The following is a 12673-nucleotide window of genomic DNA, read 5'->3' as shown; positions in this document are numbered from 1 at the left end:
TCAGAGGGCCTCCCGGAAGAGTTGGGCCACCTCGTCCGGCCGGGGCTGCCTGGGGTTGGTGACCAGGCAGGGGTCCGCCATGGCCCGGGCCACCAGGTCCGGGATGATCGCCTCCGTGGCTCCCAGGGACGCGATCCCCTCCCCCAGCCCCGCCAGCCCCCGGAGTTCCCGGAGTCGGGGGATCAGACCCTCCGGGGAAACCCCCAGGGCCTCGGCGACCCGGGCGTAGCGGGAGGTCGCCGAGGAAAGGTTGAAGCGCACCACACCGTCCAGGAGCAGGGCGTTGCTGTCCCCGTGGATGGAGTCCAGCATCCCCCCCAGGGCGTGGGCCATGGCGTGCACCAGCCCCAGGCTGGCGTTGGAGAAGGCCAGGCCCGAGAGCAGGCTGGCCTTCAGCAGGTGTCCCCGGTGTTCCGGCCGGGCGGGGTGGGCGATGCCCTCCTCGAAATGCGCCCCCACCAGGCGGATCGCCTCCAGGGCCAGCAGATCCGTCACGGGGGAGTGGGCGTTGGACACGTAGGCCTCCGCCGCGTGGGTCAGGGTGTCCATGGCCCCTCCCGCCGCCTGATGGGTGTCCAGGCTGCAGGGGGTCCGGGGGTCCACGAGGGCCACGTCGGGGACGATGAGCTTGCTGATGATGCCGCACTTGCGCCGGGCCCGGGGGTCCGAGAGGATGGCGAACTGGGAGACCTCCGCGGCGCTGCCTGCGGTGGTGGGGATCATCAGGAGGGGGCACCCCGGCTGGGGTACCTGGTCCACCCCCAGGTAGTCCCGGATGTTTCCCCCGTTGGTGGAGAGCACGGAGACGGCCTTGGCGCAGTCGATGGGGGAACCGCCCCCCACGGCGCAGATCATGTCGCACCGGTGTTCCTCGAAGGCCCGGGTCCCCGCTTCCACTTCCTCCATCTGGGGGTTGGGGGAGACCTGGTCGAAGAGGACCCAGGGGAGTTCCTCCGCCTCCAGACTGGCCTCCACGTCCCTGACCCAGCCCGCCTCCCGAACTCCCGGATCGCTCACCAGGAAGACCCGGCTGGCCCCGAGGTTGCGGGCGTAACGCCCCGCCAGGTCCAAGGCCCCCACGCCGAAGACGAACTCCGGGGCAAAGAACTTCCTCATGGGGAAAAGGGTTTCCGTGGTTTCGGCCATGGGGTGTCGCCTCCCTTCGCTTCACCGTCATGATAGCAGAAAACGTCGCCGCGCCTCCAGGGTCCCTGCTTTTCGAAACGCTTTCCGGGCCGGCAGCCCCTTGGTGTATCATCGTTTCGTGAATCTTGGGGCGGATTGTCGGGTCGCCCATGGGGGTGTCGGTATGGAGTGGAGTTATGTCCCCGGTCCGGTCCGGGGTGACGAGGCGGAGGCCCTGGGGGTCTTCTGGCGGGAAGGGATGGAGAGCTGCGAGGGGCTGCTTGCCCCGGAGCTGGAGACCCGGTGTCGGGTCCTGGCGGAGCGGGAGGCTTTCACCGGGGCCAAGGGGGCCCACGCCCAGGGGTTCGTGGAGGACTCCCGGGGGACGCGGCTTTTCCTCGTCGGGCTGGGCAAGCCCGAGGAGGCCCGGGGGGAGGACCTCTTCCGGGCCGGAGCGGCGGAAGTGGCTCGGCGGGCCGCGGAGAAGGGGTGCGTCTCCATCATTCTGGCCGCTCCCGGAGCCTCGGACCCCGTCCGAAGCCGTGCTCTGGCGGAGGGGGTGGTCCTGGGGACCTACCGCTTCCACAAGTACAAGGCTCGGGACGAGAAGGACCGATTTCGCCTGCCCGACCGGGTGGCAGTGGCGGGGGGGAACGAGGAGGGGTGCCGTCGGGGGGCGATCCTGGGGGCGTGCCAGAACTACGCCCGGGATCTGGCCAACGAGCCGGGGAACGTGGTCACCCCGGAGGCCTTCGCCCGGGAGGCTCGGGCCCTGGCCCGGCGGTACGACGGGACCTGCGTGGTGCTGGACGAGGGACAGCTGGCCGCCAAGGGCATGAACGCCCTCCTGGCGGTGGGGCGGGGGTCCGCGAACCCTCCCCGGCTGGTGCACCTGATCCGTCGGCACCCCGAGGCCCGGGTGCGGGTGGCCGTGGTGGGCAAGGGGGTCACCTTCGACAGCGGAGGGCTCAACATCAAGCCCGGGGACTCCATGCGCACCATGAAGGGGGACAAGTCCGGGGCCTGCGTCGCCCTGGGGGTCTTCCGGGCGGTCTGCGAGCTGGACCTGCCCCTGGAGCTTCACGTGGTGGTGGGGGCGGCGGAGAACATGCCCGACGGGGGGTCCTTCCGTCCCGACGACATCCTCCGGGCCTACAACGGCAAGACCATCGAGGTGGACAACACGGACGCGGAGGGGCGCCTCACCCTGGCGGACGCCCTGGCCTACGCGGGAGAACAGCATCCCGACCGGCTGGTGGACCTGGCCACCCTCACGGGGGCCTGCGTGGTGGCCCTGGGGGAGAACACCGCGGGGCTCTTCTCCCCCGATGACGCCCTGGCGGAGGCCCTTGCCGGGGCATCCCGAGCCTCGGGGGAGCGGCTGTGGCGGCTTCCCATGGACGACGAGCGGCTGAAGAAGCAGCTCAAGTCTCCCGTGGCGGACCTGGTGAACTGCGGGTCCCGGTGGGGCGGGGCCATCACCGCGGCCCTGTTTCTGGAGGCCTTCGTGCCCCCGGGGACGGCCTGGGCCCACCTGGACATCGCGGGGGTGGACACGGTGAAGGAGCCCTTCGGGTGGTCCCCCAAGGGGGCCACGGGCTTCGGGGTCCGCTGCCTCGCCTCCTGGTTGGAAACCCTGTAGGCCCATGGAACGCTCCGGACCGACCCTGGCGCTCATCAACGGAACGGTTTACCCCTTCGCCGCCCCGGGGAAGGCCTCGGGGGTCTTCTCCCGGGACGGGGTCCTGGAGGTGGTGGGGGACGATCGGGACGTGCTGGAACGGTGCGACGCCCGGACGGTGGTGCTGGACCTGCGGGGACGCTACGTCTTCCCGGGCTTTCAGGACACCCACCTGCACCTGCTGGAGTACGGGCGGTCCCTGGTGTCCCCGGACCTGCGGGACGTGACCTCCATCGAAGGGATGGTGCAGCGGGGACGGGATGCCCTGGCTCGAAGCGCCGGGGCGAGGGAACTGTGGCATTTCGGTCGGGGGTGGGACCAGAACCGCCTCGCGGAGGAGCGGTTCCCCTCCCGGCAGGATCTGGACCGGATCTCCGACACCCGGCCCATCCTCTACGAACGGGTGTGCGGGCACGTGGGGGTCCTCAACTCCCCCGCCCTGGAGCGGCTGGGAGTCCGAGGGGACCTGCACGTCCACGGGGGCGTGGTGGATCTGGACGACCGGGGGGAACCCACGGGGGTGGTGCGGGAGGGCGCCCTGAACTGGGTGCAGGCCCACCTTCCCCCCCCGGAGGAGGAGCAGCTTCGGGAGTGGCTGCGTCTGGGGGCGGAGGGACTGGCCCGCGGGGGGGTCTCGACGGTGCAGACCGACGACTTCTCCCTGGTGGGGGACCTGGAGCGCCTGACGGACTTCTACTTCGAGGAGGACGCGGCGGGGCGGCTGCCCCTGCGGGTGGACCTCCAGCTCCTCCTTTCGGGGCACCGGGACCTGGAGGCCCTGTCCCGCATCCTCGCCCGGGCCAAGGCGCACCAGGGGCGGCTCTGCCGCCTGGGCCCCGTGAAGCTGGTGCTGGACGGGACCCTCGGGGCCCGCACCGCGGCCCTTCGGGAGGACTACGCCGACGGTCCCGGTCGGGGGCTTCTGGCCTTCGAGACCCGGGAGCTGGTGGACCTGGTGGGGCGCATTGAAGCGGCGGGGTGTCAGGTGGCCTGCCACGCCATCGGGGACGCGGCGCTGGAGCAGGCTCTGGAGGCTTTCGAGACTACCGGAGCGGGGACGCGCTGCGGCCACCCCCCCCGGATCCTCCACTGTCAGGTGGGGGACGAGGAACTCTACGACCGCATGGTCCGCCTGGGGGTGGCGGCGGACGTGCAGCCCGCCTTCGTGGCCTCCGACTGGCCCATGATCCTGGACCGCCTGGGGGCGGATCGGGCCCGCACGGGCTACGCCTGGAAGAGCCTCCTGGACCGGGGGGTGGTCCTGGCGGGGGAATCCGACGCCCCGGCGGAGACCCCCGGTCCCCTGGAGGGGATCCGAGCGGCGGTGACCCGAAAGGACCTGGCGGGGCAGCCGGATTACGGCTGGATGCCCCAGCAGCGGCTGGAGGTGCCCGAGGCCTTCTGGCTCTACACCGGCGGGGCGGCCCACGTCTGCGGACAGGGAAGGCGGCGTGGCACCCTGGAGCCCGGCAAAGCGGCGGATCTGGTGGTGCTCATGGAAGACCCCTTCCGCGTGGAGGGGGAGGAGATCGGGGCCATCCCCGTGGGGCTCACGATTTGCGGCGGGGTCCTGAGGCATCTGGTCTGACCATTTCACTTCGGGAGGGAGAAGAAAAGATGACCACACTGAAGGCGTTTCTTCGCAGAGAGGTTCGGCCCGCCCTGGGCTGTACGGAGCCCGGCGCGGTGGCCCTTGCGGTGGCGCGAGCCTGCGAGGAACTCACCGACCGGGAATCCGTGGCCGCCATCCGGGTCACCGTGAGCGGCAGCATCTACAAGAACGGCATGGCCGTGGGGATCCCCGGGGCCAAGGGGGCTCGGGGCAACGCTCTGGCCGCGGGGCTGGGAGCCCTGGTGGGGCGGTCCGCCTACGGCCTGGAGGTGCTGCGGGACACGACGGACGAGGACGTGCGGAAGGCCCAGTGCTGGGTGGAGGACGAGCGGGTCTCCGTGGTCTGCGATCCCGAACGCACGGGGGTCTACGTGCTGGCGGCGGTGTTCACCCCCACCCACAAGGCGGTGTGCCTCATCTCCGGAAGCCATGACCGGATCGTCCAGGTGACCCTGGACGGCCAGAGGACCTTCGAACTCCCCGAGACTCCGGGTTCGCCGTCCGGAGCGGCCTCGGAGGAGGACCTTCCCGAGACCCTGGAGGAGACCCTGAAGCTCTTGGACCAGATGGATCGGGAGGACGAGGATTTCCTCATGGAAGGGGTGGTCATGAACCGGACCATGGCCGACGTGGGCCTGGAGGGGGACGTGGGGGCGGCGGGCTTCGGCCGGGCGCTGCAGGACCTCCTGTCCTCGGGGGATGTTTGTGACGACCTCCCCACGCGCATCCGCGTCGCCTGCACCGCCGCGGCGGACGCCCGCATGGCGGGGGCGCTGCTTCCCGTGATGAGCAGTGCCGGCAGCGGCAACCACGGCATCACCGCCATCCTGCCCGTGGCCCTGACGGGGGAGCACCTGGGCAAGAGCCGCCGGGACATCGCCCGGGCCCTGGGGGCCAGTCACCTGGCCACCAGCTTCGTGAAGCGCCGCCTGGGACGCCTTTCCCCGGTGTGCGGCTGCGCCGTGGCCGCCGGAGCGGGGGCCGCCGCGGGGATCACGGCCCTCCTGGACGGCACCCCGGAGGTGGTGTCCGCGTCCATGGAGCTGCTTCTGGCCAACCTGGCGGGGATGCTCTGCGACGGGGCCAAGGAGAGCTGTGCCCTCAAGGTGGGGGTCGGCGCCTGCGAGGCGTTCCTGTCCGCCCGGTTCGCCCTGGAGGGACGCGCCCTGAGCCTCCCCCAGGGGGTGGTGGGAGCCTCCCTGGAGCAGACCGTGGAGAACGTGGCCCGGGTGAACCGGGAGGGCATGAAGACCGTGGATCGGGTGATCATCGACATCCTGGATCAGCGGCACGCCCTCGCCCGTTAGGGCATGGGCCGGGACCCCGGGACGGCCTCTTTGGAGGACCGCACGTCCCTGGAGGGAGAGCTGACGTCGGTCTCCTTTCGGGACGACGTCACGGGGTACACCGTGGCCCGGGTCGAGACCTCCCGGGGAGAGGAAGCCACCGTGGTGGGGTGCTTCCCCCTCCCCTCCCCGGGGGAGCGGCTTCGCTTCGAGGGACGCTGGAAGGTGCACCCCCGCTTCGGCCCCCAGTTCGACGTTTCCTTCTGTCGGGCCGAGGCGCCGGTGTCCGAGGAGGGGCTGATCCGCTACCTGGGTTCCGGGGTGATCCGGGGCATCGGCCCGGTGCTGGCGGCCCGCATCGTGGGGGTCTTCGGGGCGGATACCCTCCGGGTCCTGGACGAGGACTTCCCGCGCCTGCGGGAGGTCCCGGGGATCGGCGAGCGCCGCCGGGAGGAGTTTCGCCTGGCCTGGGAGGCCCACCGCCAGAGGCGGGGAGTGCTGCTGTTCCTCCACGACCACGGCATCGGCGCGGCCACGGCGAACCGCATCGTGCGCCGGTACGGGGACGAGGCGGAGCGGGTGGTGCGGGCCAACCCCTACCAGCTGGCGGAGGACGTGGAGGGCATCGGCTTCGCCACGGCGGACCGCATCGCCCTCAAAGGGGGCCTGGACCCCGGAGACCCGGCTCGGGTGCGGGCCGGGCTTCTCTTTGCCCTCCGCAAGGCCGCCGAGGAGGGGCACGTGCTCCTTCCCCGGGGGGAGCTGCTGCGCCGGGCGGGGGACCTGCTGGACCTGACGGCGGATCTGGAGCCGGCCCTGGAGGGAGCCCTGGAGGACGGCCTCCTGGTGCAGGAGACCTTCTCCCCCGAGCCCTGGAAGGGGGAGGCCCGAGGGGTCTACGTCCCCTCCCTCTGCCGGGCGGAGGAGGCAGCGGCGGCCCGCCTGCGGGATCTCCTGGCTCGGCCGGGTTCTTCGGAGGATCCCCGGGAGGCCCAGGAAGACCTGGGAAAGCTGGAGGCCTCCCTGGGGATCACCCTGGCCCCCGCCCAGAGGGAGGCGGTGCTGGCGGCCCTGCTTTCCCGGGTGGTGGTGGTCACCGGGGGACCGGGGACGGGAAAGACCACCCTGGTGCGCCTCCTGGTGAACCTCTGCGAAGCCCGGGGGGAATCGGTGCTCCTGGGGGCTCCCACGGGCCGGGCGGCCAAGCGCCTGGGGGAGGCCACGGGCCGGGAGGCCAAGACCCTCCATCGCCTCCTGGAGTTCGAGCCCCACACGGGACGCTTCCAGCGGAACGCCTCCAACCCCCTGGAGGGAAGCCGCCTGGTGGTGGACGAGGTCTCCATGGTGGACCTGCCCCTCTTCTCGTGCCTCCTCTCCGCCCTGCCCCGACACGGTTCCCTGGTGCTGGTGGGGGACGCGGACCAGCTCCCCTCCGTGGGACCGGGGAGCGTGCTCCGGGACCTCCTGGCCTCCGGGGCCGTCCCCTCCGTGACCCTCCAGGAGGTGTTCCGACAGGCGGAGGAGAGCCGCATCGTCCGCAGCGCCCACCGCATCCTCCGGGGGCACCTTCCGGAGTGGGAGAACACCCCGGAGCTGCAGGACTTCTACTTCGTCCCTCAGGAGGACCCGGTCCGCACGGCGGAGCTGGTGGTGGAACTGGTCTCCTCCCGCATCCCCGCCCGCTTCGGCCTGGACCCGCTGCTGGACATCCAGGTGCTCTGCCCCATGCACCGGGGAGATGCGGGGGCCCAGAGCCTGGGCGCCCGGCTCCAGCACGCCCTGAACCCCTTCGGCCGGGAACTGCGCCGGGGAAGCCGCGTCTTCCGGGAGGGGGACCGGGTGATGCAGCTGCGCAACGACTACGACCGGGAGATCTACAACGGGGACCTGGGGCGGATCACCTGGGTGGCCCCGGAGGGGAACCTGCTGCACGTGCGTTTCGAGGGGCGGGAGGTTCCCTGCCTGGACGAGGACCTGGACTGCCTCATGCCCGCCTACGCCGTGACGGTTCACAAAGCCCAGGGAAGCGAGTATCCTGCCGTGGTGGTCCCCCTGGTGACCCAGCACTACGTGCTGCTCCAGAGGAACCTGTTGTACACCGCCGTCACCCGAGGCAAGCGCCTGGTGGTGCTGGTGGGCTCCCGGAGGGCCCTGTCCCTGGCGGTGCACAACGAGACGATCCGCGCCCGGTTCGGCGCTTTGGCGGAGCGGCTGCGGCATTCAGGAGGCATGGACGAGTGAAGGTTCTGTGCGCGTTGGGTCTGTTGTGTTGTTTGTTGGGAGGGGCCCTTTCGGCCTCGGCCGAGGAGACGGTCACCTGGACGCCCCCGGAGCCGGAGCAGGTTCCCTTCGTCCCGGAGGACGCGGGAACCCTATCCCAGCTGGCGGTGACCTTTGAGGCGACCTACGGGGAACTTCAGGCCCTGGGGGACCGAAAGCTCCCCCGGCGGCTGGAAGGCAAGGACCGGGTGACCCAGGGCTCCCTCACCGGGGAGGTACGCTACACCGTGACCCGGGAGGGGGCACTGAAGGTGCGCCCCGAGGGGGGAGGCATCGCCCTGGAGGTGCCCCTGGCCTTCAAGGCCCGGTTCTCCGGGGGAGCGGGGGGGCTGGGGCTTCCCTTCTCCGCAGAGGCGGACGGTTCCCTCACCGCCACCCTGGTGACCCGGCCCGTCCTGAACCCGGACTGGACCGTCTCCACCCGGCCGGTGGTGCGCCTGGCCTGGCGCAAGGCCCCGGGGATCCACGTCCTGGGGGCGCGACTCACCTTCCAGGGCCTGGCGGACCGGTTCCTGAACGACTGGGTGGAGTCCAAGAAGGCCCGACTGGACCCCATCCTCAACGAGAACCTGAAGCTGAAGCAGCGGGCCGAGAAGGTCTGGAAGGACCTGGGCAAGCCCCTGAAGATCGGGGAGGAGCCTCCCCTGTGGCTGGTGGTGCGGCCGGAGCGCTTCCGAGCCTCCGCTCTGGAGACGGGGCCGGGGGGCGTGAAGCTCTCCGCGGGGCTGGACGCCCGGATCACCGCCCTGGCCGGGGCGATCCCGGTGCTTCCCCTGGCCTACCCCTCCCTTCCCCCCCTTGCCACCGGGGGGCCTCTGGACGGGGCCTTCCGGGTGATCCTCCCCGCCACGGTGCACTATGCCTTCATCAACGGCCTCATCGCCCAGAACTGGTCCGGCCGGGACGTGGATCTGCCCATGGGGGGCAAGGTCCACCTGGAGCGATTCGGCGTGGGGGGCAGCGGGGACCGGTTCGTGATCACCGCGGAGGTCACCGGGACGGGTTCCGAAGGCCGGTCCGCCCAGGGGCGGATGCAGCTCTCCGGGAAGCCCGTGTACGACCCCGCCACCCGGACCCTTCGGGTCACGGGGCTGACGGCGGACCCGGGAACGGTCCGGGCGGTCTCCGCCCAGGCGGCGTGGCTGCTGGAGGGGCCCTGGATCCAGGCCCTGGGGGACAGCCTGGTCTTTCCGGTGGGAGAGAGGCTGGACCAGCTTCGCTCCCTCCTGGAGGGAGCCCTGGCGGGCGGGCGTCCCTACGGCGACCTGGTCCTCACGGGGAAGGTGGAAGGCCTGGGGGTGGTGGGCGTCCGGGTGGACGGCCAGGGCATCCACGCCCGGGGCGAGGCCCACGGTACCCTGAAGGTCGGTCCCAGGAAGTAGGGCTGGAACGCAGGGCAGCGGGATTGTCCCGGACAGGACCCTCGTCGTCGCCGTGGCGGCTGCTGCGATGCCCCTTGGCGAGGGTCCAGGACGGGGTCTGCCGCGTCTGGAGTGGAGCCCTTGAGGCTACTCCTTGAAAAGCTCCGAGTGGGTTCCGGTACGGGTGAGGGTCAGGACGAGAATCTCCCGGTCCTTCATGTAGATCAGCAACCAGTCCGGGGCGAGATGACACTCCCGGTGTCCGAGCCACTCCCCCTTGAGTTCGTGGTCTCGGTAGCGAGATGGCAGGGGGATGTCTTGAGCCAACAGTTCCACCACGCGAACCATGCGCGAGAGATCGCCCCCGCTCTTGGCGATCCCCCGTATGTCTTTCTTGAAACGCGATGTGGGTTTAATCACGTACATCGTTGAGAATCGAATCCATCAGTTCGGCCACGTCGGTGAACCCCTTCACCGAGGGGTCTCGGGCGATCCGCTCCGCCTCATGCAGTGCGGCTTGGGTTTCCTCGTTGGGGTGCTTTTCCTCCAGAGCGTCCATGTAGCCGAGCACCCGGGCGGCGTCTCGTTCCGAGAGACGCCGGAAACGGCGGTACAGTTCCTTTCCAGCGGCTGTTTCCGACACTACCCGAGACATGGGTATCCCTCCTTCGGGCCCCAGAAGGGGCACCCCCATTTTACCGCGAGCTGCGAACGTGGCACCGTCGGTGGAAGTCCCGGGTGCCGCCTTCTGGGGAACGGTCCCCCCATGAAGAAGCGCTCCCGTTTGCCTCGGCGGGCAAACGGGAGCGCCATCCTGTGTCGTGTCTTTTTAGTTCTCTTCTCTCGCCAGGCGGGCGATGGCCAGCAGGTCCGTCAGCAGGGCCTGTCCCGTCTCGGTGCGTCCCGCCCCGGGGCCGGTGATGGTGATCGGGCCCAGGTGGTCCGTGTGGAGGGTCGCCGCGTTGGTGGCCCCCCGGACCGAAGCCAGGGGGTGGTCCAGGGGCAGGCGTTCCGGGGCCACCTTGGCCACCGGGGATTCCGGGTCGGGGATCAGGGTGGCCACCAGCCGGATCCGCCGCCCTTCCTCCTTGGCCGTGCGGAGGTCCTCCGGAGTGAGGGCGGAGATGCCCGTCCGGTCCACCCGGTCCACGGGCAGGGCGACGCCGGAGACCACCCGGGAGAGGATGGCCACCTTCACCGCCGCGTCCCATCCCTCCACGTCCGCCGTGGGATCCGCCTCGGCGTAGCCCTTTCCCTGGGCCTCCGCCAGGGCTTCCCCGTAGGAGAGCCCTTCCTCCATGCGGGTGAGCATGTAATTGGTGGTGCCGTTGAGGATGCCCTCCACCTTGGTGACGGCGCAGCCCGCCAGGTTTTCCCGGATCAGGGCCACCAGGGGGGTGCCGCTCATCACGGCCCCCTCGTAGCGGAAGAGGGCGCCGTGGCGTTTCGCCAGGCTCTCCAGCTCCTCCGCCGCCACCGCCAGGGGGCCCTTGCTGCTGGTGGTGGCGTGGACTCCCCGGGACAGGGCCACCCGCAGGTGGGTCAGCCCCGGCTCGCCGGTGGTCAGGTTGGTGGGGGTGGCGTCGGCGAAGAGGTTCGCCCCGGAGCGGGCCAGGAGGGACTCGAAGGAGCCCAGGCCCTCGGGCAGGCCGTTGAAGGTGCCCCCGTTGCGCAGCTTCTCCAGCAGCGTCCCCAGGTCCAGCCCCTCGGGATTCAGGGCCACCCCCCGCAGGGGGTCCGTGACGAGGCAGACCCGGCAGTCGAAACCGTGGCGCGTCGCCAGCTCCGCCCCCTTGCGGTGCAGGATCTCCAGCAGGGCCGTTCCCACGTTGCCGCAGCCCGCCAGAGCCAGTTTCCAGGTCATCAATCCATTCCTCCCCCTCGTGGTCCGTGGTGGTTCTGGGTCTTGGGTCCGTGGGTCAGTATACCGCCGGTCCCGGTACGGGGCAAACGGGAACGGTCCTTCACGGGAGATCCCTTCCCTCCAGGGGGAAGACCATGCGGCGGACCCGATGCAGAAGACTCTTTTCCGGGTCCAGGTCCCGGCGCTCCGCCCCGGGGGTGAGGGTGGTGACGGCGCAGCGCCCCACCAGGATCCGCCCGGTGTCCCGGGTGCGGAGGCTCCAGAAGTTGTGCAGTACCAGGGGCCTCCCCTCGTAGGGACCCAGGTAGAGGAGGATGTGTCCCTTCATGTGCACCAGGGTGGCGAAGGGTACCCCCTCCCGCATCAGCGCCGCCTCCCGGTCCACCGGAGACAGGGAGGCCAGGTCCCGCCCGGGCAGCTTGGCCTGCTCGCCGGAGTTGCGGGGCACCCAGACCCCGAAGGGGAGGAAGAGGTCCCGGGTGGTGGCGGAGCAGTCCCGCAGGCCGAAGGAGCCGCCCCACCCGTAGGTCTGACCCACCAGGCGGTTTGCCGTCTCCGCCAGGTTGCGGGGTGTCGCCTCCAGGGGGAAGGGGGCGGCGGATCCCTCGGGCAGGTGCACGGGGATCCCCCTGGCCAGCCCCGTGGCCTCGTCCGCCACGGGGATCAGCGCCGCGCCGTCGGGTGTGCGGGGGAGCAGGGTCCCCAGGGGGGCCAGGCATCGGAAGCGTCCCGTCTCGTCCTTGAGGGCGGTGGGGTCGTCCAGGACCGCCAGGTAGGGTCCCGCCAGCCAGAGGGAGCGGAAGGCCTCGTCCGCCGGGGCTACCCGGGAGGACTCCACCCAGCCGTTGGCGGTTCCCGCCGCCACGAAGGCCCAGGCTCCGTCGGGGGTGCGGTGGAGGAGACGCACCGCCTCCCCGGGCTTGAGGGTGCTGTTCTGGAGCTGGTCGAAGGGGTAGCCTCCGCCCCCGTCCCGGGTGAGGGGTTCGAAAAGGGCTCGGGAGGTGGGCAGGAGACGCAGGTCCGCCGGGAGGAGCACCACGCCGCAACGGTTCTCCTCCCCGAAGGGGGCGGCGCAGGCCGCCTCCAGCCAGGAGCGCCGGAGGGAGGCGGGGACGGGGCGGCGGTTCTCCCCCAGCCCTTCCGATCCCGCCAGTTCCTGCCAGCCCTTTCGGGTTTTCGCCGCGTCGGGCAGCGGAAAGTCCGGGGCCCAGGGGGAGAAGTGGCGCTTCAGAAACCGGTCGGTGGCCTCCTCCCGGGCGGCTCCCTCCAGCAGGGGTCGGTCCGGATCCGGGGGCAGGTAGGTCCGCACGTCCTGGGGGAGCCGTTCCAGGTCCGCCACGGGTTCCTGGGCGAGGCAGGGAAGCGCCCCAAGGAGGGACGCGGCGAGAAGAAGCCAGAAGAGGGCACGGAAGGATCGGCATGGGACCATGAAAAAACCTCCCCGAGGCGGATGCCTCGGGGAGG

10 protein-coding genes are annotated in these 12673 nt (G+C 71.0%); 5 read left to right on the top strand and 5 right to left on the bottom strand.

Annotation, left to right across the window (positions count from 1 at the left end; genetic code table 11):
* Positions 1-1146, bottom strand: a complete 1146-nt coding sequence (locus APAU_RS09450; RefSeq protein WP_006301522.1) for an iron-containing alcohol dehydrogenase — start codon at positions 1144-1146, stop codon at positions 1-3.
* 163 nt (positions 1147-1309) lie between these two features.
* Here APAU_RS09450 and APAU_RS09445 point away from each other — a divergent pair, with 163 nt between their 5' ends.
* Genes APAU_RS09445 through APAU_RS09425 form a run of 5 tightly spaced genes read left to right on the top strand, consistent with a single transcriptional unit; the run spans position 1310 to position 9366 of the window.
* Positions 1310-2767, top strand: a complete 1458-nt coding sequence (locus tag APAU_RS09445; protein ID WP_006301521.1) for a leucyl aminopeptidase — start codon at positions 1310-1312, stop codon at positions 2765-2767.
* Between the two features lie 4 nt (positions 2768-2771).
* Complete coding sequence (locus APAU_RS09440; protein ID WP_006301520.1) at positions 2772-4394, top strand: amidohydrolase; 1623 nt, start codon at positions 2772-2774, stop codon at positions 4392-4394.
* 29 nt (positions 4395-4423) lie between these two features.
* Complete coding sequence (locus APAU_RS09435) at positions 4424-5725, top strand: L-cysteine desulfidase family protein (protein ID WP_006301519.1); 1302 nt, start codon at positions 4424-4426, stop codon at positions 5723-5725.
* A 3-nt stretch (positions 5726-5728) separates the two neighbouring features.
* On the top strand, positions 5729-7945 hold the full coding sequence (gene recD2 / locus APAU_RS09430) for an SF1B family DNA helicase RecD2 (protein ID WP_006301518.1): 2217 nt from the start codon (positions 5729-5731) through the stop codon (positions 7943-7945).
* The gene (locus tag APAU_RS09425; RefSeq protein ID WP_006301517.1) at positions 7942-9366 is read left to right on the top strand and encodes a DUF4403 family protein; all 1425 of its coding nucleotides are present in this window, start codon (positions 7942-7944) and stop codon (positions 9364-9366) included. Before recD2 ends, APAU_RS09425 begins: the two co-directional genes overlap by 4 nt.
* 126 nt (positions 9367-9492) lie before the next feature.
* Here APAU_RS09425 and APAU_RS09420 read toward each other — a convergent pair whose 3' ends face one another.
* The 4 genes from APAU_RS09420 to APAU_RS09405 form a co-directional block, all read right to left on the bottom strand.
* The gene (locus tag APAU_RS09420) at positions 9493-9771 is read right to left on the bottom strand and encodes a type II toxin-antitoxin system YafQ family toxin (RefSeq protein WP_006301516.1); all 279 of its coding nucleotides are present in this window, start codon (positions 9769-9771) and stop codon (positions 9493-9495) included.
* Positions 9758-10000, bottom strand: a complete 243-nt coding sequence (locus APAU_RS09415; RefSeq protein WP_006301515.1) for a hypothetical protein — start codon at positions 9998-10000, stop codon at positions 9758-9760. Before APAU_RS09415 ends, APAU_RS09420 begins: the two co-directional genes overlap by 14 nt.
* 174 nt (positions 10001-10174) lie before the next feature.
* A complete protein-coding gene (locus APAU_RS09410; protein WP_006301514.1) occupies positions 10175-11209 on the bottom strand; it encodes a homoserine dehydrogenase in 1035 nt (344 codons plus the stop codon).
* 100 nt (positions 11210-11309) lie between these two features.
* Positions 11310-12638: an SH3 domain-containing C40 family peptidase gene (locus APAU_RS09405; protein WP_006301513.1), complete on the bottom strand. Its 1329-nt coding sequence runs from the start codon at positions 12636-12638 to the stop codon at positions 11310-11312.
* Positions 12639-12673: the final 35 nt, after the last annotated feature.

Source organism: Aminomonas paucivorans DSM 12260 (genome assembly GCF_000165795.1).
GTDB lineage: Bacteria > Synergistota > Synergistia > Synergistales > Synergistaceae > Aminomonas > Aminomonas paucivorans.
This window is presented reverse-complemented; position numbering and strand designations above follow the sequence as displayed.

What these genes read in the sequence shown, in the direction of transcription:
- APAU_RS09450 (WP_006301522.1), bottom strand. Translation starts at nt 1,146, where the DNA reads ATGGCCGAAACCACGGAAACCCTTTTCCCCATGAGGAAGTTCTTTGCC.
- APAU_RS09445 (WP_006301521.1), top strand. Translation starts at nt 1,310, where the DNA reads ATGGAGTGGAGTTATGTCCCCGGTCCGGTCCGGGGTGACGAGGCGGAG.
- APAU_RS09440 (WP_006301520.1), top strand. Translation starts at nt 2,772, where the DNA reads ATGGAACGCTCCGGACCGACCCTGGCGCTCATCAACGGAACGGTTTAC.
- APAU_RS09435 (WP_006301519.1), top strand. Translation starts at nt 4,424, where the DNA reads ATGACCACACTGAAGGCGTTTCTTCGCAGAGAGGTTCGGCCCGCCCTG.
- recD2 (WP_006301518.1), top strand. Translation starts at nt 5,729, where the DNA reads ATGGGCCGGGACCCCGGGACGGCCTCTTTGGAGGACCGCACGTCCCTG.
- APAU_RS09420 (WP_006301516.1), bottom strand. Translation starts at nt 9,771, where the DNA reads ATGTACGTGATTAAACCCACATCGCGTTTCAAGAAAGACATACGGGGG.
- APAU_RS09415 (WP_006301515.1), bottom strand. Translation starts at nt 10,000, where the DNA reads ATGTCTCGGGTAGTGTCGGAAACAGCCGCTGGAAAGGAACTGTACCGC.
- APAU_RS09410 (WP_006301514.1), bottom strand. Translation starts at nt 11,209, where the DNA reads ATGACCTGGAAACTGGCTCTGGCGGGCTGCGGCAACGTGGGAACGGCC.
- APAU_RS09405 (WP_006301513.1), bottom strand. Translation starts at nt 12,638, where the DNA reads ATGGTCCCATGCCGATCCTTCCGTGCCCTCTTCTGGCTTCTTCTCGCC.